The following is a 19,520-nucleotide window of genomic DNA, read 5'->3' as shown; positions in this document are numbered from 1 at the left end:
CTATTAAACGATTAACTTAACTGCGTAAGCAGTTCTCTTTGCAGTACCTCTCCTTTATCTTCATTATACCACTTTTGTATAACTTCGTTAATTTCAGCGAAAGCCTTTCCTTCCACTTTCATCTGCATATATAAATCCTGCAATGGTTGTGGACGAGGCCCCCAAATAAATTTGTCATGGCCTACATCGTTCCGGATGATAAGTTTAGGTATAGATTTGCTTCCGTTCGTAAGATAATCTTCAATGAGGAATGGTTCCTTATCACGGAGTTGTATTTCAAAATCGATGTTTGGATTGTTTTTCACTATCTGATAAAGCTGTGCCACAGAGTGGGCCGCATCGCCGCACCAAGGTTCGGTGATTACAATCCAGTGTTGAGGTTCGGTCATGCTTGCTATTAAGCTTTTTATAGCATCATTCGGTTCAAACCGTTTCAACCACCGGTTCATCCTTGACCAATTTAATTTTGTGTAATTTAAATATTCCTCATCTCCATAAGGATCGTAATCCTCAGGAGAGGCTAAAATTTGTTCAAAATAGTCTAAGTATTCCTGAAAGGTCATGTTTATGTTATCTTACCAGACGAATTTACTAATTTATTCTGGGTAAAAAAATATTTTAGCCGTATGTTACCAGCCGCAAGCGAGGGGTTCTGGATAATATTATGACAGATTGACAGCGGAGATAAAAAGAAAAACGACATAAACTACATTTTTATGACGATTTTAACCTTGGCACAAGTGTTGTTAAAGACATAGCATATTAAAAACAACGTTAATTACTAATTCGTAAATATTAAAAAACAAGATATGTCAAAAATTATTGGAATCGACTTAGGTACTACAAACTCATGTGTTGCCGTGATGGAGGGTAACGAGCCGGTAGTTATTGCAAACAACGAAGGAAAGCGTACCACCCCTTCTATTGTTGCTTTTGTGGAAGGTGGTGAACGTAAAGTGGGTGATCCTGCAAAACGCCAGGCTATCACGAATCCTCACAAAACAGTTTATTCTATCAAACGCTTTATGGGTTTGTCGTACGATGAATCCACCAAGGAAGCGGAGCAAGTACCTTATAAGGTCGTGAAAGGTGATAACAATACACCTCGCGTTGAAATCGATGACCGCAAATATACACCGCAAGAAATTTCAGCTATGATTCTTCAGAAAATGAAGAAAACAGCAGAAGATTTCTTAGGTCAGGAAGTAACCGAAGCCGTTATTACGGTACCTGCTTATTTTAACGACGCGCAGCGTCAAGCGACGAAAGAAGCTGGTGAAATTGCAGGATTGAATGTGAAGCGTATCATCAATGAGCCAACTGCAGCCGCATTAGCATACGGTTTGGACAAAGCCCACAAAGACATGAAAATTGTCGTGTTTGACTGTGGTGGTGGTACACATGACGTTTCCGTATTGGAACTTGGAGATGGTGTATTCGAAGTTAAATCAACAGATGGTGACACGCACTTAGGTGGCGATGACTTTGATAATGTGATTATCAACTGGTTGGCAGAAGAATTTGCAAATGAAAACAATGGCTTCGACCTTAAAAAGGATGCGATGGCGTTACAACGCTTGAAAGAAGCTGCTGAGAAAGCTAAAATCGAATTGTCCAGCACCACCTCAACAGAAATCAATTTACCTTACATCACTGCGGATGCAACAGGTCCTAAACACTTAGTACGCACACTTTCTCGTGCTAAATTTGAATCGTTAGCTGCAGATTTGATTAAACGTACAATAGACCCTTGTAAATCGGCATTGAAAAATGCAGGATACGCTACTTCCGATATTGATGAAATCATTTTGGTAGGAGGTTCTACCCGTATTCCGGCTATCGTAGAAGCCGTTAAAAACTTCTTTGGCAAAGAGCCGTCAAAAGGTGTAAACCCCGACGAAGTGGTAGCGCTAGGAGCTGCTATCCAAGGTGGTGTATTAACGGGAGAAGTAAAAGATGTATTGTTGCTAGACGTTACACCGCTTTCATTAGGTATCGAAACGATGGGTGGCGTGATGACCAAATTAATCGAAGCAAATACGACTATCCCTACCAAAAAATCAGAAGTATTCTCTACAGCATCGGATAATCAGCCATCTGTAGAAATTCACATTCTACAGGGGGAGCGCCCAATGGCCTCACAAAACCGCACAATTGGACGTTTCCAGTTAACGGATATTCCGCCAGCGCCTCGTGGTGTGCCTCAAATCGAAGTAACATTTGATATTGACGCCAACGGTATTATTAAAGTATCTGCAAAAGACAAGGCGACAGGTAAAGAGCAAAATATACGTATCGAGGCTTCCTCTGGATTATCTGAGGAAGAAATCCAAAAAATGAAACAAGAAGCGGAGGCAAACGCTGAAGCAGATAAAAAAGTAAAAGAAGAAGCAGAAAAAATAAATGCAGCTGATGCCTTAGTCTTCTCTACAGAGAAACAATTGAAAGAATATGGCGATAAGCTATCTGCCGATAAAAAAGGTGCTATCGAAGCCGGATTAGAGAAATTGAAAACAGCTTATGCTGCCAAAAACTTTACCGACATCGATACAGCATCTGCTGAACTTCAGAATGCTTGGAATGCCGCTTCGGAAGAGATGTACGCTGCTTCACAACAAGGAGGAACAGAACAACCGCAGGGCGACGCTGGTCAAGCACAGGATAATAACAAACAAGGTGGTGACGATGTGCAAGACGTAGAGTTTGAAGAAGTAAAATAGTTTTATTTTGATAACCGCATACATAAAAAGTCCCGATGGAAAATCCATCGGGACTTTTTTATAAAAAACAATCATTATATAGCTATCCTCGAGCGTCTGATCTATCAAAAAGTATTTTAAGAGATACGCAGATAGAATCCGTGGAGACATTACGTACTTCGACATCCATCTTCAACAAATTTCCTTCAAGTATACCTACCTTAATACCGTCAATTTCTGCGCAAAAGGACTCCACTAATGTCTTCTCTAATCGCTCTTCCTGAAGAGAAGCGACAACTAACCACATCAAAGCTCCGGCTGCCAAAACTCTAACTGTCCTTAAAATAAATCGTATAAAATACATAGGTTTATAATTTAGCGTTTACTTACATCTAAAACAACTTATCCGGGTATACCCCCTCGTTAACCAGATTGGAAATAGAGTCCTGTACAATAGGTTTGTCCTCTTTGTATGTTACGCCAAACCACTTAGAAGAAGTTGGTATAACCCGAAAGCTAGCCATATCGTTTTTTACCATATAATCCGGAACAGAAGGAATAAAAAACTCCGACTTTGGATTGTCACCGTTCTCTTCCACAAACTTAGAAAACATATTTTGAGCTACTTCAAAAATTCGTGGCGTGAAACCCCAAAAGTTCATCGAAACCCTGGTATCTGGATCTAAATCATGTTGTATACCATCTTCCTCGTAAACGATTTTCTTCGTACCAACATCATTTGTTACATAATAGATATTTGTACGCTCTGTTACCGACACCATATTCCCCTCTCCATCTACATCACACACTCCTCTGGAAACATATCCATAATCTGACATGGTATTGCCGACCTTAAATCCCATAAGGGCCATTTTTTTATCTGTAACTTCATCACGCAGGAAAGCAGCCATCTTCTCAAAAGCATCCTTACCGTAAAAATCATCTGCGTTAATTACACAAAAAGGTTCATTGATATGATCCTTTGCACTCATAACAGCATGGGCAGTTCCCCAAGGTTTAGTACGTTCGATTACGCTGTCAACACCAAATTTCGTTAAGTCAAAACTTTGAAAAGCATAATCCACCTCAATCTTACCTTGCAACTTTTTATCGAAAACTTCACGCATCTTTTCTAAAAATTCCTCGCGAATAATAAATACTACTTTTCCAAAACCAGCGCGGATGGCATCATAAATAGAATAATCAATGATGGTTTCTCCATGCGGACCAAATCCATCCATCTGTTTTAACGATCCATATCTACTCGCCATTCCTGCGGCTAGAATTAACAATGTTGGTTTATTCATTATCTATTTTGTTGTTAACAATTACAAAATCCACCTCTAACAAAGATAGAAATTTATTCCTTCTATTTCTTTTTGAATAGGGCATTTAAGATGCCGTTTGCTAATTTTCCCAAAAGCTTGGCTCCCTCCCGAGCCAATGTACGAGAGGCCTGTGTTTTAGCGGCTTCCATTGGCGTCTGTCTCGAACTTCGCCTACTCGTGCCACGGCTTTTCGATTTTTCTACCTCTTTCTTCGCTTTTTCTTGTTCCTGTTTTGCTTCAAAGACAGCCATCTTTTCATCCACAATTTCCGCGGCACTTCTTCGCTCTACCCGTCCTTGGTACTTACCATAAAACGCCGAATCCACTGTAATTCGGGTATAGCTTTCCGGTTGACAAGGTCCCATAACTGCTCTCGCAGGCACTAAATGCGTAGCCACCACTTCCGTTGGAATTCCTTTTTCATTGAGTACAGTAATCAACGCTTGCCCTGTACCTAATGACGTCAACACCTTGTCAATTTCATAAAAGGGAGAATACGGATACGTCTTTACCGTTTTACGAAGGTTATCCGCATCATTGGGCGTAAAAGCCCGCAGCGCATGTTGCACACGATTCCCCAGTTGTCCTAAGACAGATGCCGGAATATCGCTAGCAGCCTGTGTACAGAAAAACACTCCGATTCCTTTCGATCGGATCAAACGTATAATCTGCTCAACTTGCGTAAGAAAAGCCTTTGACGCACCGTTAAATAATAAGTGTGCTTCATCGAAGAAAAACACCAACTTTGGTTTATCCAGATCGCCCACTTCGGGCAGTTTTTTAAATAATTGTGCTAAAAGACCTAACAGAAAAGTAGAAAATACCAATGGTTGATCCTGGATATCCGAAATATTCAACAATGTAATCACGCCACGACCATCTATCCTATTGAACAAATCCTGAATATCAAATTCCCTTTCTCCAAAGATGTGGGCAATTCCCTGTTGTTCTACAGCGACTATTTTTCGTAAAATCGTTCCCGAAGTTGACGTGCTTATTTTACCATAATCATCCTTTATATCTTCTGCTCCTGGGCCGTCGGCAAGGTATGTAAGCAGCTTCTTGACATCATTTAATTCGATCAATTCCCATTGTTGATCTTCAGCATATTTAAATAAGGCCGACAATACCCCCGTTTGTGTATCATTTAAATCCAATATCCGCGCTAATAGAATAGGACCAAAATCTTGTACGGTAATACGCATGGGAGCTCCCAGCTCACCACTAAGCGAAAAAATTTCCAATGGAAAATGTGCCGGCTCGAACGGAATCCCGACGAGTTCTCCGCGCTCTATTAATGCATCATTTGTTTTCCCCGGCTCCGCCAATCCCGATAAATCGCCTTTAACATCCAACATAAAGACGGATACACCTTTATCAGCAAGCTGCTCTGCCATCAATTGTAGGGTGCGGGTTTTTCCTGTACCGGTAGCACCGGCAATAAGCCCATGACGATTCATAATTTTAAGTGCTAAGTTCACTTTAGCATCCGTAATAACCTCCTTGTCCAATATGCCGGAGCCCAATTGAATATATTCTCCCTTGGGATTGTAGGAAGTTGTTATATTTTCGATAAATTCTGCTATATGGGAAGCCATACACCGATAAGTTAAGTCTCTAAATGCACACAAAAATGCCACATATTTGTAACAATTTCAACTAAATAGGGTAAGATATGGATAATTAATAAAAAAATAACCTAAATAGTCCACTTTCTTTATTTTTTTCCAAAGAAAAAATTGTATTTTTGAAAAGCACAAAATAAAAGAGCGTGATAACAAAGGCAACAAGGATACTAGCAGCAAAATTATGTTTTGCCATCTTTATGATAAAGATGCTAATTTCTGCCACGCCTATGTTTGTAGATATCTTAGACCAAGGAACCATTCTGCAGGTTGTTCTTCAGTTAGAAATTGAGAATACAGCGAAGGGGAATGGTGCTTCCGAAGATCTACATGAAGGAGGACTGAAACTCTTCACAACAACTTCTGATTATCTATCATTTTGCCCAATTATCGAAAATCTGGGTAAAGAGAAGCGCTACTTAAAAAACGAAAGGCTTTTAAGCTTGTTCCATCCATCCGTGCCTCCCCCGCCTCCTAACTGTTAATCCCTTATTTTACATTCATTCTTTTTGAGGTTTTATAAGACTTCAATAGGTTTTCATTGGAACATTTTTTCATAGAGACAATGAAGCTTGGCATGATCTGATTTATTTATGTCTTTATGTATGGCAGCTCATGCAGGTTCAGTTGGTTTTGGTTTATTAGAATAGATAACGGATTAAATTTAAAATTTTATGTCAGGAACTCGTTTGTCTGCTTTTCTTAAATTATCGAAAAGGGACTTAAAATATGATTTCCCAGCTAGTATTGTGGTTTTTCTTGTCGCACTACCGCTATGCTTGGGTATTGCAATGGCGTCTGGGGCACCATTGTTTGCAGGATTATTAACAGGTGTTATCGGCGGATTAGTCGTCGCATCCATCAGCAAATCCCCGCTTAGCGTAAGCGGTCCAGCTGCTGGTTTAACAGTTATTGTACTGGGGGCTATTGAACAATTAGGGGCGTACGAAACTTTTCTGCTCGCTGTGGTCATCGCCGGTATTGTACAGCTCATTTTGGGTATACTCAAGGCCGGGATGATTGGAAATTATTTCCCATCAGCTGTAATTTTAGGTATGTTGGCGGCTATTGGTATTACCATTATACTAAAGCAGATACCATTGGCTTTTGGGCTTACGGAAGAACATGCGTTTGAGCTTGATGGAGGTGGAGGAATAGCCGCATTTAGCGACACCATTTTCGCCAGTGTCAACTGGGGAGCAACTATCATTTGTTTGTTGTCGCTTGCCGTTCTCATTTATTGGCCGAAAATTAAAGGTATTAATAAAGTACCTGCACCGTTGATCGTTGTTCTATTAGGCGTTGGATTGGCCACCGTTTTTCAAGGCTCTACCATGCAACTGAATACGAACCACTTCGTTGTCATCCCTATTGTAAGCTCTTTCCAGGAATTTACACAACTGTTTATTTTTCCAGACTTTACGCAAATCGTAAATAAAGATGTCTGGATAGTTGCGTTCACAATTGCGATCATTGCCAGCCTAGAAACGTTGCTTAGTATCGAAGCTATCGACAAGATAGATCCTTTCAAACGCGTTACACCAACCAACAGAGAACTAGTTGCACAAGGTGTAGGTAATATGACCAGCGGTTTTCTGGGAGGACTTCCTTTGACATCTGTTATCGTACGTTCTTCTGCCAATGCACAGGCTGGTGGACGAACCCGGCAATCCGCTATGTTACACGGTATCTGGCTTTTAGTCGCTCTTTTAGCCATTCCATCCCTCATTAATCTGATCCCACTGTCATGTTTGGCAGCGATATTACTCCATACCGGATATAAATTGGCTAATCCGAGCCTGTTTAAAAAAATGTTGCGCAAAGGATTAGATCAATTCATTCCCTTTTTTGCAACTATCGTCGCCGTTGTCTTTACAGATTTGCTAATGGGTGTTGGAATAGGTATTGTGGTTGCTCTTTTTTATATCATCCGTGCGAACATGCAAAATGCCTTCAAAATGGAAATTGACGAGGAGAATGGTGAAAAAAAGGTTACGATGACACTTGCAGAAGAGGTATCTTTTCTAAACAAAGTACCTATTCAGCAAAAACTTTATAGTTTACCGAAAGGCGTACAAGCGATTCGTATTGACGGGAGATCTAGCAAATTTATTGACAAGGACGTCATTGAGGTTTTAAAGGACTTTCAGACGAATGCGATCAGTAAAGGAATCGACATTGAATTAGAATCCGTTACGTATAAAAAGAACAAGAAAGCGGTTACTCCACACAAAGAGGTAAACGTACAGTAATAAAAAACAAAAATTTACAAGAATATTCATAATAATGTATTAAATTGTCTGGACTGTCAATAGAAAAACGACACTCCATTCTATTAAAAACGATATCACAAATTATAATTATGGGAAATAAAGAACTAGAGTTAGGTTTTCAGAAAATATTAGAAGGCAACAGATCTTGGGTAGAGTTTGTTAAAAACGATACTTCTGGACGGTTTGAGCAATTGGCGAAAGGTCAAAGCCCGGAAATCCTATGGATTGGCTGTGCAGATAGCCGTGTTCCCGCCAATGAGATAGTCGGTTCAAGACCTGGCGAAGTATTCGTGCACCGTAACATCGCAAACATGTGTGTACATTCCGATATGAGCATGCTATCCGTACTTGACTATGCTGTCAATGTATTAAAAGTGAAACACATTATCGTAGCAGGGCATTATGGCTGTGGTGGTGTTGCCGCATCATTGAGCCGCAAACAATTCGGTGTCATTGACAACTGGTTATGTCACATAAAAGATGTTTATCGCCTGCATGCCGCCGAAATCGACGATATTCAAGATCACGACGAAAAGGTAAACCGACTTATAGAACTTAATGTGAAAGAGCAAGTTTTTAATCTTTGCACAACTTCCATTGTACAAAACGCCTGGAAAAATGACCAAAATTTAGCCGTACATGGTATGGTAATTGATATTGCTACCGGAAAACTTAATGACTTAGACAACACTTTTACAAATAACGAAGCGTTAGGAAAAGTATTTGCTTTCAAATAATAATAACCGTTAATTCAAGTTTAAGATTTATAAGAGAAGCCGTCTCAAAAAGTAACGAGACGGCTTCTTCTCTTTATTTTATCTCCCTATAACCTACTCCCATATTCTGGAACATAAACGCCCACTTATCCGTTTGCTCGTCTATAACCATAGCCGTCGATTTTCCAGCACCGTGGCCTGCTTTGGTATCGATACGGATCAGAACCGGATTATCACCGCTATGATACGCTTGTAAACGCGCTGCAAATTTAAAGGAATGAGCCGGCACTACCCGGTCATCATGATCTGCTGTTGTCACCATGGTAGCTGGGTAAGCTGTTCCAGGTTTCAATGCATGATAAGGTGAATACGCGTGCAAATAGTCAAACATTTCTTTACTGTCGTCAGCCGTGCCGTAATCGAATGCCCAGCCTGCTCCTGCAGTAAATTTGTGATAACGTAACATATCCAACACACCAACCGCCGGGAAAGCCACTTTGAAAAGCTCGGGGCGTTGGGTCATACTCGCTCCAACCAATAGCCCCCCATTGGAGCCCCCGGCAATCGCTAGCTTTTCAGGGGAAGTATATTGCTGGTCAATCAGATACTCCGCTGCTGCAATAAAATCGTCAAATACGTTTTGCTTATTCATTTGTGTTCCAGCAAGGTGCCAACTTTCCCCATATTCTCCTCCTCCACGGAGGTTCGCTACAGCATATATGCCCCCTTGTTCCAACAAGATAATATTACTGGTAGAAAAAGATGGCGTTAAGCTGATATTAAAGCCACCATATCCATATAGCATCGTCGGATTTGTTCCGTCTAACTGGATACCTTTTTTATAGGTAATAAGCATCGGTATCTTCGTTCCATCCTTAGTTGGGTAGAACACCTGCTTCGATTCATATTGCGAAGGATCGAAATTGATCGCCGATTCTTTATAAATCTCCGATTTTCCGGATACGATATCATACCTATAGATGGTCACTGGATTCACGTAGTTCGTAAAAGAATAATACAAATCTTTATCTTCTAATTTCGCATCAAATCCACCTGCAGAACCTATCCCCGGTAGCTCGATTTCCCTTTCCAACTTCCCATTTCGGTCGTATTGTTTTACAAGCGAAGTTGCATCCTTTAGGTAATTAGCAAATATTTTACCGCCACCTACCGTAGGTGCCAGTGCCTCGTCCGTTTCAGCAATCAATGTTTGCCAGTTTTCCGACTGTGGATTGGCAGCGTCAACCGTTACTACTCGGCCATTTGGTGCGTCAAGCTCCGTATACAGGAACAATTTAGACCCCTCGTTATCTATAATTTCATGGTTTTTATCCATGTCACCTACCACCGTCACAAATCCAGTATTGGAAGCAGAAAGATCTTTAATATACAGTTCGTTACCCGAAGTCGCATTTGCGGCCGACACGATTAAATAACGTTCATCCTCCGTTAATCCGGCACCAATATAGCGACGCGGCATTTTTGGCCCGCCAAATATCAATTCATCCGTTTTCTGCGGCGTATTTAATTTATGGAAATATAACTTATGTTGATCTGTCATAGCCGATAATGCCGATCCCGCTTTGGGCTTATCATAACTGCTATAATAGATACCTTCATTGCCTTTCCAAGCCAATCCGGAGAACTTGACATCCACCAGCGTGTCCCCTACGATAGTTTTATCTTCTGTTCTCAGCACAACAACCTTTCGCCAGTCGGATCCACCTTCTGAAATCTGATAAGCGACCAACGAACCATCCTTCGAGAAGGATATGTCGGCTAATGAGCTCGTACCATCTTCCGAAAATTTGTTAGGATCCAGAAAAACCTCTTCTTTTCCATCTTCGCCTTTTTTACGCCATAGTACGTATTGGTTCTGAAGGCCGTCATTTTTATAGAAATAGATATAATCTCCCTCTTTAATCGGCGCCCCTTCCTTCTCATAGTTCCATAAATTTTCCAATCGTTTATGGATAGCTTCACGAAATGGAATCTGACCTAAATAATCTTGTGTTACTTCGTTTTGGGCAGTTACCCATTGTTTGGTTTCAGCGGATAAGTCATCCTCTAACCAACGATATGGATCGTCTACAATCGTTCCAAAATAATCATCTTTTTGATCTGTCTCTTCTGTTTTCGGATAAGGTTTCAGCACGATGTCATCTTTTGATTCTATAACATGTTCTTGATTGCAGGATGTAACGCCCAATACCAACAGCATGATACCTAAATTTTTATTCATAACCATTTTTTTAAACCGATTGCAAGTTAGGCTTTTTATCCTCTTTTTCCCATAAAAAGAAGCTAAACCGAACGAAGTGAGCTCATGGACACCAGAATAAACACTTGTCCATAAACCTCGTCGCTTCAAATATTTTACATTAGGGATAGTACTAAAAATAAGTTTGTGCAGTTGTAAAATATTTGGATGCGACCTTGAATGTTAAAGGAGGGGTTCGGCTTAAAACAACAACTTTAATCAAAAATTGATTAATTTTGACGCTCCATGAGAGATAAAATATACTTTGCTTCGGATTTTCATTTGGGTGTCACATCCAGAACAACCTCTACAGCGCGGGAGCGGCAGCTTGTCTCCTGGCTAGACCATATCAAGCATGACGCAAAAGCTCTTTTTTTAGTAGGCGATATTTTTGACTTCTGGTTTGAATACAGCACCGTAGTTCCCAAAGGATTTATCCGTTTTCTGGGCAAATTAGCGGAGCTATCCGACCTCGGTGTGGAGATCACGCTCTTTAAAGGCAACCATGACATGTGGATGTTCGGCTATTTAAAAGAACAATTAAATGCCCATATTGTCGATAATGAACTAATCCTCCAACTCGACGGCAAACGATTTTATATACATCATGGCGATGGACTTGGTCCTGGAGATGCAAAGTACAAATTTCTGAAAGCTTTCTTCCGCAGCAAGGTCTGCCAGTGGCTTTTTGCAAGATTACACCCAAACCTCGGCATTGGTATTGCGCAAAGATGGTCTCGTCACAGCCGAGCGGCTAGTTTAGGGGAAGAACATTTTTTAGGAGAAGACCAGGAATGGCTTATTCAATATGCGAAAGAGCTGCTGCAACAGGAGCATTTCGATTATTTCATCTTTGGACATCGTCATCTCGCCTACGATATTCAACTGCCCGGAAACAGCCATATCACTAACCTCGGCGAGTGGATACATGCCTGCACCTATGCTGTATGGGATGGCACAAAATTGGAATTAAAAAAATGGAAGCCCTAACCATCATTCAACGTATTGCTCCTCTCCATACAGCAGACCAACAAGCCCTATTAGCGCTTTTTGAAGAAGTTACATTCAATAAACAGCATAATATTATAGAAACAGGCAAAAATTCCCGCTATCTCTATTTTCTGAAAACCGGATCTTGTCGTATATTTTATTATAAAGAGGATCGGGAGGTCATTTTAGATTTTGCTTTTCCGGGTGATGCCCTTGTATCTTTAAATAGTTACGTACATGGTAAACCGGGTTATGAAACTATACAATCCCTCGAGCCTGTCACGGTGTATAGAATCCATTCCGCTCAATTGCAATCACTCTTTTCCAATACCTTAGGTATAGCTAATTGGGGTAGAAAACTTGCCGAAGTAGAAACACTAAAAATTGAATATCGGCTCATGTCAAAACTATTTAAAACAGCACGTGAAAGCTATCAAGACCTGTTGGAGCGGGCGCCGGAATTGGTTAATCAGATTAAACTAGGATTTATCGCTTCGTATCTGGGTATCTCACAAGTTACATTAAGTAGGATTCGCGCAAAGAAATGATGCGATAAATTTATTCCAGAAGATGCTATACAGAAGTTTTGCACGCATGACGAAAAAGATCTTCCACACTACCCACCGAGATATGGCGTTGCGGCTTCTTGCTACGCTATGCTTTTTTATACTTCTAATTCTACAATACAAGCTCATATCAAGCTCTTATCATATTGAAAGCCGTGAAATTGCACAGAAAGAAAAAGATGTAATCAAGCGTCTCTACGGGGAGGCGATCATCAATGACAAACTATATCCGGGAGGTCAAAACGTGTTTGATAATTACTTGGATAAAGAGCGTCTTATGGCGTTAGAACACCTTTATAAAACGGATAGACGAATGTTTAATGACTCTACACGTCTGATCAGCAATCATATTTTGAAAGAATTGACCGCAGCATCCAATATGGATTCCGTGATGTCCGCTATCCTGAAATCGATCCACCTGGATCTGGAAAATTATGGGTATGCGATAACACTCGATGAAATTTCGATCTCTTTCGATGGTAAAAACTATATCGATCTAACGATTTGGAACGACGTTCTTCTACCCCTTCGTATTGACGGGAACGAGCGTTATATCGGTCCAAATGAGGTAGTATCCAATATTTCCGTTTCTTCTTATATGCCCTATAGCTACGGGGTAAAATTCACCCTTTACGGATTAAATCATTCACAAAAGTTCACGGTCTACAAGAAGATATTCCCACTTTTTCTTCTAACAGCTATTTGTACATTGATTATTGCGACAACTTATATTTTGACCTTTCGGCGTTGGCAAAAACAGAAAAAACTGAATGAAGTCACACAAGATTTTTTGAATAGCATTACCCATGAATTTAAAACACCCATATCATCTATATCCGTTTCCGTCAAAAACCTGATACGAGAAACAAAACCATACAACAATACGCGCGTCACGCAAAGCATTGCCGTCATCGAAAGGCAATCTAAACGAATTGATCAACTAGTAGATCAAGCCATTGACATATCGATGTTCGATCCCAGTAATGTTCGTAAGGAACATCGTAACCTGGTCGAAGATATAGAAAATAGTCTGCATGATTTGCGTCTAAAATATATACATCATCCACATGTTCACATAAAATTTGAGACCGATTTACAGCAGTTTTTTTCAAAATATGATTTTTTTTATTTTACAACAGCCGTAAACAACCTCATGGAGAATGGCATAAAACATAATAATAGTACCGATAAAGAAGTCACGGTACGGCTTATAGAAAGAAAAGCAAACATTCTGCTAGAAATTTCCGATAATGGCGAGGGAATACTTCCAGAAGAACGACAATACGTCTTCCATAAGTTTTATCAGGGTAGACAAGGCAAAGAAAAAGGCGGATTAGGACTAGGGCTATATTATGTTGATCAAATGATAAAAATTCATCAATGGAAGCAAGAGATACGTCTGCGTGACACGCGCGGAACGGAGATTCGAATCATCATTCCCAAAAACGATAAAAAACACGAAGGATGAAAGGTAAGTTGTTGTTGATAGAAGACGATCAAGACCTCGGTCAAGAAGTAAAAAATTATTTGAATGCCGTGGGGTTTACAACCCAGTTGGTTCCAAGCAGCTTCGGAGCCTTAGAATACTGTAAAGCAAACGATTACGATTTGTTATTAGTCGACATTCATTTACCGGGAAAAGATGGTTTCGAACTCATTGAGAGCATCCGTAAAATAAAGCCACATTTACATTTTCTGTTTCTAACGGCGAGAAATCAAAAAACAAGTCGGTTGAAAGGATTGAAATTAGGTGCTGCGGATTATATCACAAAGCCGTTTGACGTCGAAGAACTTGCCTGGCGCATCCATAATATCTTGAACCGATATCAGGGATCGACACGGGATGAACTGAAGGTATGTGATGTTTACCTCCGCAATAACACCATGGAGTTAGTGATCGACGATAGCAAGGTATATAAACTCACTGCACGTGAATTTGAACTGTGGAAATATCTGTTGGAGCATGTAGAACAGGTATTAAAGCGAGAAGATATTTTGATCAGCGTGTGGGGTGACAACGATTATTTTCTCGGTCGCAGCTTAGATGTTTTTATCAGCCGGATTCGAAAAATTTTACAGCATTCACAATTTCTGACCCTAGAGACCGTCTTCAAGGTAGGGTTCATTTTAAAGCAAAAAAACGGGCACGTACGTTAAAGTACCTACCCGTTTCCGATCATAACCACGCTATTCTTATTTCGTTAATAGCCGGGATTCTGTTGCAAGTTAGGATTGATGGCCAGCTGCGTCTGCGGAATGGGGAACAATTCCTTCTGCTCATCATTTGTGGCTTCATGATCCCACCAGGATCCGGTTGCAAATTTACCGAAACGGATCAAATCCGTCCTACGCTTACCTTCGAAGATAAACTCCCGTCCTCTTTCGGCTAGAAGTTCATCAAGCGTTAAGTTCGCCGTGGTGTATTTATTCGCATTCCAGTCGGCCGCCTCAAAAGCGCGTTCTTTGGACACGTTGATTAAATCAACAGCTTCCTGATCAGCGGTACCACCATTCTTACGCATGAGCGCCTCAGCCTTATTGAAATACATTTCCGTTAAACGATAAATAATGTAATCGTTTTCCTGATAGTTTACGTCGCTTAAGCGTCCAGACTTATATTTATGGAACCTCGCACCCGAGTTTTCTTCTCCTTCGGCCATAGAGCCTTCTGAATTCGTGTCGCCCTCACTTTCTCGGCGGATGGCGTTGACAAAGACCAGATCTTGTCCTGCATACTCTTCCGTTCCTTTTACCGGTGTTTGTGTTCCATATTTGTACTGTGGCCCAAAGAGAAACCAGTCTTGTTTACGTAGATCACTCTCCTGATAGGCATCAAAAGCTGTTGGGACCACCACGAAAGCATTCCAACCACCGTACCCTACATCTAACACTTCCTTCATATAGTCATAGCTCATGTAGAAACCTCCCCAATCAAACGTAAAACCTCCTTTGCGGCTATACTGGAACTGGAAAAGTGCTTCTGGGTTTGCGCTATTCGTATTGCTAAAGATAGCGTTAATATCCTCGGATAATTGCGGTGTTCCGCCTATACCACCACCCGCGCCGGATATCACTTTTTCCGAAGCGGCGATACATTCATCCCACATCGCTGTACCAGACCACTTGTCGGCATTCAGATATAACTCCGAAAGCATTGCGTATCCTGCTGCCTTGTTTACTTTACCCACCGTTTCCGCAGATAAATCCGGCAACTTCTCCACTTCCGCTTCAAGCTCCGTCTTTACAAATTCAAAGACTTCCGCCCGCGGCCTCGTTTCGGGGTTTTCAGGCGTTTCTGACACCTTTGTAGCGACGGGAACATTTCCCCACATATCCATAATGCGCATGTAGTGATAAGCGCGCAAAACTCTCAACTGTGCAAACACTTCATCGATCTCTTCCTGCGTCATGCCGATAGCTTCAATATCAAGTGCTTCAATATCAGCTAATGCGTTGTTTATAAATCCGACTCCAGTCCACATCAATTCCCAAGCGGTTCTCATCCGGTTCTCGTTGTCGGTCCAGGTATGATAATGCATCCGAAAATGGTCTCCTCCATCATATCCATGGCGACCTTTTTGAGGCCATGCCACTTGATCTGCGGCCAATTCTGAATGGTAGTAAAAGCCATTACCTCCCGTCGGTGCCAACCAAGCCTGCATATGCGTAAATGGTCGCAATGCTGCCTGCATTACTTCCAATTTATTTTTGTAGAAGCTAGCTTCCTCAAGCTCGCTGTATAGGTTTTCATCCAAGTTTGTACAACTAGAAAAACCGGCCGTCGCAACCAATACCGCTGCCGTAAATCGTATCGTATGTTTTTTAACTGTTTTCATAATTCTTTCATTAAAAGCCAATATTCACCCCAAATGACCAAGACTGTGTTCTCGGATAAAAACCTCTTGAGTCAATCCCCGCATCGAATCCCGTATCTTGTAGTTCAGGGTCCAATCCAGAATAGGAGGTGATGGTAGCCAAATTTCTAGCCGTTAGATAAACATAAAGATTTCTGACATGTTCGCTTTTCAAACTGACGTTATATCCCAAGGTAACATTGTCAATCTTGACAAATGAGCCATTTTCCAAATAGTAGTCTGAGTACTGCGGATCATCGTCTAACTGATCGTGTTTGCCAAAAGCAGATTCAAGAACATTATTAGGCAACCATTTTTTGTTCCCAAAGAACATATCCGCGGTATTCAGGATGTCATATTTAAATTTACCACGGAGGAATACCGTCAAATCAAATCCCTTGTAACTAACGCGGTTACCCAAAGATGCCTGAAATTTGGGCACCCCATTTCCGATATAGGTCAGATCATCGTTATTCATGTCTCCCGCATGTGCAGTAGATCCGTCCGCTTTGTAAAACAGCCATTTCCCTGCATCATCATATCCGGCAAAGCGCTTTCCGTAAAAAGACCCAATTTCTCCTCCCTCTTCCAAGCGAATTGCGGAGCCTAAGTTACCTGGAGAAGGAAGACCACCAAATTCTAAATAATCGCTTTGGAAGACATCACTAGACAGCTTTGTCAATTCATTCTGTTGATAATTGCCGGTAAAATCGATCTGCCAATGTACGTTGTCATTTCTAATCGGCGAACCACTCAGCTGCAACTCGATTCCCTTGTTAACGACTTCACCTACGTTGTACCAGATGGTTGACTGTCCGTAAGATGGTTGTTGCGCACGATACTCATACAGCAAATCGGAAGTTTTCCGGTGGTATACATCAAGCGCTCCGGTCACCCTATTGTTGAACAAACCGAAGTCGACGCCGATATTCGTTTCCGCTTTCTGTTCCCAACGCAAATCAGGGTTCGGGTTACGTGAAAGTCCGTAGGTTTGATAATAAATACCGCCTTGTGGGTACACACCGCCGGTTCCCAATGTAATTAACGAAAGGTAGTTTGGAATACCTTGATTACCGGTTACCCCATAGCCTACACGTAACTTCAGGTCATTAACCACTTCTTTGTTGGCAAAGAACTCCTCATTGGAGATATTCCAACCCGCCGAGACTGCGGGGAAATTACCCCATTTATTATTCGCCCCAAATCTGGACGAACCTTCACGACGTAGGATCGCGGTAATAAAGTATTTATCCGCATAATTATAGTTCACACGACCAAAGAAGGCGATCAAGGTATTATCTTCTTTAAAGGATCCCATGGTGGGACGTGGCAGCTGATCATTTGTAAGCGCGGTTCCAGACCCAAAATTCCAATCCAGAAAACCATCGGTGGTAAATCCGTTATTAGACATATCAAACCATTCCGCTGTAGCATATTGATAGCTATAACCCAATAGACCTGTTATGGTATGCAGGTCGTTAAAAGTCTTATTATAATCAATTGTGCTCTCGAATGTCTTGGTCCAGTTCAATTCATTGCGTTTATAAGCATAAGCCATCCCCTGATAGTCAGAATTAAGTCGCTGGTCCCAATCTTCCGTAGAACGATACTGACGATCATTCCAGTTATCGCGGACATAGGATCCGAAAGCAGACGCGCTCAGTTCTTCTAAAATCTGATATTTTAGACGGGCGTCCCCCGAGAAAGTTTGTTGGTTACGGTCATTGAGACGATGTGCCAATCGGCTCATTGGGTTATAGTTATTGAATTCCTGGGTCTGATAAAAAGATCCATCTTCCCCATAAATAGGGGCGGTAGGATTACGTTGGACAGCTTGCTCGAAATCTGGAACATTCTCGGAATCATCATCCTTCCGACCACCCAATAAGTCCGCCTTACTGAAATTAGCAGCAATATTCGCAGACAACGTCAATCGGTCGTTAAGTCCAGTCTGATTAAAATTAATCCGCCCTCCAAACTGATCTTTACTATTCGATTTGGCAATACCCTGTGCCTGTTCATAGTTAAAGGAAGCACGATAAGTTGAATTTTCACCACCACCACTGGCTATAAAATTATGGAAGTGCGAAAAATTATTTTTGTTTATGAGTTCATTATAAAGATCGGTATCAGATCCCAAGTCATACGACGGTCGGTTCAGTCCATCAACCACTTTTTCACGAAATTGTGTCGCATTAAGCATGGAGGGTCTACGGTTCACTACTTCGGTTTGACCATAGGTCAAATATTCAAATTGTGGCGTACCAGCCTTTCCTTTTTTAGTCGTTACCAGAATTACACCACCATTTCCCCGGGTACCGTAAATAGCTGCTGCCGACCCGTCTTTCAGTACGTCGATCGACTCAATATCTCCTTGCTTGACCAAGTCCAGATTCCCACCAGGAATCCCATCAATAACAATGAGTGGGCTGTTTGTTCCTTTCATAGAGGCCATACCCCTTAATTGGATATTCGTCGCCGAATTTGGATTACTCCCCTGAGCACGTGTAATATTCAAACCCGCCACTTTACCCTGAACAAGTTCCATAGGGTTTCTCATTCCCCCTCGATTGAAATCCTCTTCTTTGACTGAGGCAACAGCAGAAGTAATTTCTTTCCGCCGCTGCGTACCATAACCGACCACCACGACCTCATCCAATATTTCTTCATCGGAAGTTAACCTGACCTGTACCGTTGTTCCCCGCACCGTGATCTCTTGGGTAGAAAAACCAATGAAACGAATTTGCAGCACATCACCAATTTCCGCTGCAATTTCAAAGTTACCCGCACCATCCGTTTGCGTGGCGACGTCTTCTCCTTTCACCTTGACCGTTACGCCCGACAGCGGGTCACCCGTTGTCGCATTTTGAACCGTACCCGTAATAGTTTGTTGTTGAGCCATCGAGGCTGTTATTTCTGCTGCATCCCGATAGGGTCTGCTCTCTGCATGACCATAATGACAGGCTAGTAAAGCAAAGCACAGCATACTGCCCCTTACAAAACCTGTCCGATACCTGTTTAAACTGTAAATGTTTGGCATATTAATCATAGTTTTATTGTCAGCTGTTATGTAGATAGGTCTGTTTTACTTTTGTGTATAGATTCCCCGCCTACATATTGTAGCAATAAAGTTACAGTGTTATACAGACAGACTTGTTAATAAGATGTTAATGACGAGTGCAGCGATAGACATGGGAAATCATTTATTT

15 protein-coding genes are annotated in these 19,520 nt (G+C 41.4%); 8 read left to right on the top strand and 7 right to left on the bottom strand.

Annotated elements, in window-relative coordinates:
* Positions 1–11: 11 nt before the first annotated feature.
* Positions 12–563: a thioredoxin family protein gene (locus tag EWE74_RS17900; protein WP_130143025.1), complete on the bottom strand. Its 552-nt coding sequence runs from the start codon at positions 561–563 to the stop codon at positions 12–14.
* Positions 564–809: 246 nt separating this feature from the next.
* Here EWE74_RS17900 and dnaK point away from each other — a divergent pair, with 246 nt between their 5' ends.
* Entirely contained in the window at positions 810–2,720 is a 1,911-nt protein-coding gene (gene dnaK / locus EWE74_RS17895) for a molecular chaperone DnaK (RefSeq protein WP_130143024.1), read from the top strand.
* An 82-nt stretch (positions 2,721–2,802) separates the two neighbouring features.
* Here the strand turns inward: dnaK and EWE74_RS17890 are convergent, their stop codons facing one another.
* From EWE74_RS17890 to EWE74_RS17880, 3 genes are all read right to left on the bottom strand, one after another.
* On the bottom strand, positions 2,803–3,063 hold the full coding sequence (locus tag EWE74_RS17890) for a hypothetical protein (RefSeq protein WP_130143023.1): 261 nt from the start codon (positions 3,061–3,063) through the stop codon (positions 2,803–2,805).
* A 28-nt stretch (positions 3,064–3,091) separates the two neighbouring features.
* Positions 3,092–4,006 carry a sugar phosphate nucleotidyltransferase gene (locus tag EWE74_RS17885; protein ID WP_130143022.1) on the bottom strand — a complete coding sequence of 305 codons (915 nt, stop codon included), beginning with the start codon at positions 4,004–4,006 and terminating at the stop codon, positions 3,092–3,094.
* A gap of 62 nt (positions 4,007–4,068) precedes the next feature.
* Positions 4,069–5,625, bottom strand: coding sequence for a helicase HerA-like domain-containing protein (locus tag EWE74_RS17880; protein WP_130143021.1), 1,557 nt, complete (start codon positions 5,623–5,625; stop codon positions 4,069–4,071).
* A gap of 227 nt (positions 5,626–5,852) precedes the next feature.
* On the opposite strand from EWE74_RS17880, the gene EWE74_RS17875 reads away from it, so the two are divergent.
* The 3 genes from EWE74_RS17875 to EWE74_RS17865 all read left to right on the top strand — a co-directional run bounded on the left by EWE74_RS17875 (position 5,853) and on the right by EWE74_RS17865 (position 8,662).
* Positions 5,853–6,137, top strand: a complete 285-nt coding sequence (locus EWE74_RS17875; protein ID WP_239018706.1) for a hypothetical protein — start codon at positions 5,853–5,855, stop codon at positions 6,135–6,137.
* Between the two features lie 189 nt (positions 6,138–6,326).
* The gene (locus EWE74_RS17870) at positions 6,327–7,904 is read left to right on the top strand and encodes a SulP family inorganic anion transporter (protein ID WP_130143020.1); all 1,578 of its coding nucleotides are present in this window, start codon (positions 6,327–6,329) and stop codon (positions 7,902–7,904) included.
* 110 nt (positions 7,905–8,014) lie between these two features.
* Positions 8,015–8,662: a carbonic anhydrase gene (locus tag EWE74_RS17865; protein WP_130143019.1), complete on the top strand. Its 648-nt coding sequence runs from the start codon at positions 8,015–8,017 to the stop codon at positions 8,660–8,662.
* A 73-nt stretch (positions 8,663–8,735) separates the two neighbouring features.
* Here the strand turns inward: EWE74_RS17865 and EWE74_RS17860 are convergent, their stop codons facing one another.
* On the bottom strand, positions 8,736–10,883 hold the full coding sequence (locus tag EWE74_RS17860) for a prolyl oligopeptidase family serine peptidase (protein WP_130143018.1): 2,148 nt from the start codon (positions 10,881–10,883) through the stop codon (positions 8,736–8,738).
* Positions 10,884–11,147: 264 nt separating this feature from the next.
* Between EWE74_RS17860 and EWE74_RS17855 the strand changes: the two genes are divergently transcribed.
* Genes EWE74_RS17855 through EWE74_RS17840 form a run of 4 tightly spaced genes read left to right on the top strand, consistent with a single transcriptional unit; the run spans position 11,148 to position 14,614 of the window.
* Positions 11,148–11,891: a UDP-2,3-diacylglucosamine diphosphatase gene (locus tag EWE74_RS17855; RefSeq protein WP_130143017.1), complete on the top strand. Its 744-nt coding sequence runs from the start codon at positions 11,148–11,150 to the stop codon at positions 11,889–11,891.
* On the top strand, positions 11,879–12,439 hold the full coding sequence (locus tag EWE74_RS17850) for a Crp/Fnr family transcriptional regulator (protein ID WP_165384765.1): 561 nt from the start codon (positions 11,879–11,881) through the stop codon (positions 12,437–12,439). The genes EWE74_RS17855 and EWE74_RS17850 overlap by 13 nt, the downstream gene beginning before the upstream one ends.
* A gap of 46 nt (positions 12,440–12,485) precedes the next feature.
* Entirely contained in the window at positions 12,486–13,925 is a 1,440-nt protein-coding gene (locus EWE74_RS17845) for a sensor histidine kinase (RefSeq protein ID WP_165384764.1), read from the top strand.
* Complete coding sequence (locus EWE74_RS17840; RefSeq protein WP_130143014.1) at positions 13,922–14,614, top strand: response regulator transcription factor; 693 nt, start codon at positions 13,922–13,924, stop codon at positions 14,612–14,614. Before EWE74_RS17845 ends, EWE74_RS17840 begins: the two co-directional genes overlap by 4 nt.
* A 44-nt stretch (positions 14,615–14,658) precedes the next feature.
* Here EWE74_RS17840 and EWE74_RS17835 read toward each other — a convergent pair whose 3' ends face one another.
* Together EWE74_RS17835 and EWE74_RS17830 are read right to left on the bottom strand one after the other, a co-directional pair.
* A complete protein-coding gene (locus EWE74_RS17835) occupies positions 14,659–16,293 on the bottom strand; it encodes a RagB/SusD family nutrient uptake outer membrane protein (RefSeq protein ID WP_130143013.1) in 1,635 nt (544 codons plus the stop codon).
* Positions 16,294–16,303: 10 nt separating this feature from the next.
* Positions 16,304–19,351 carry a SusC/RagA family TonB-linked outer membrane protein gene (locus EWE74_RS17830; protein ID WP_130143012.1) on the bottom strand — a complete coding sequence of 1,016 codons (3,048 nt, stop codon included), beginning with the start codon at positions 19,349–19,351 and terminating at the stop codon, positions 16,304–16,306.
* Between the last annotated feature and the right edge of the window lie 169 nt (positions 19,352–19,520).

The sequence above is a fragment of the Sphingobacterium corticibacterium genome (assembly GCF_004208525.1).
In the GTDB taxonomy this organism is placed as follows: domain Bacteria; phylum Bacteroidota; class Bacteroidia; order Sphingobacteriales; family Sphingobacteriaceae; genus Sphingobacterium; species Sphingobacterium corticibacterium.
This window is presented reverse-complemented; position numbering and strand designations above follow the sequence as displayed.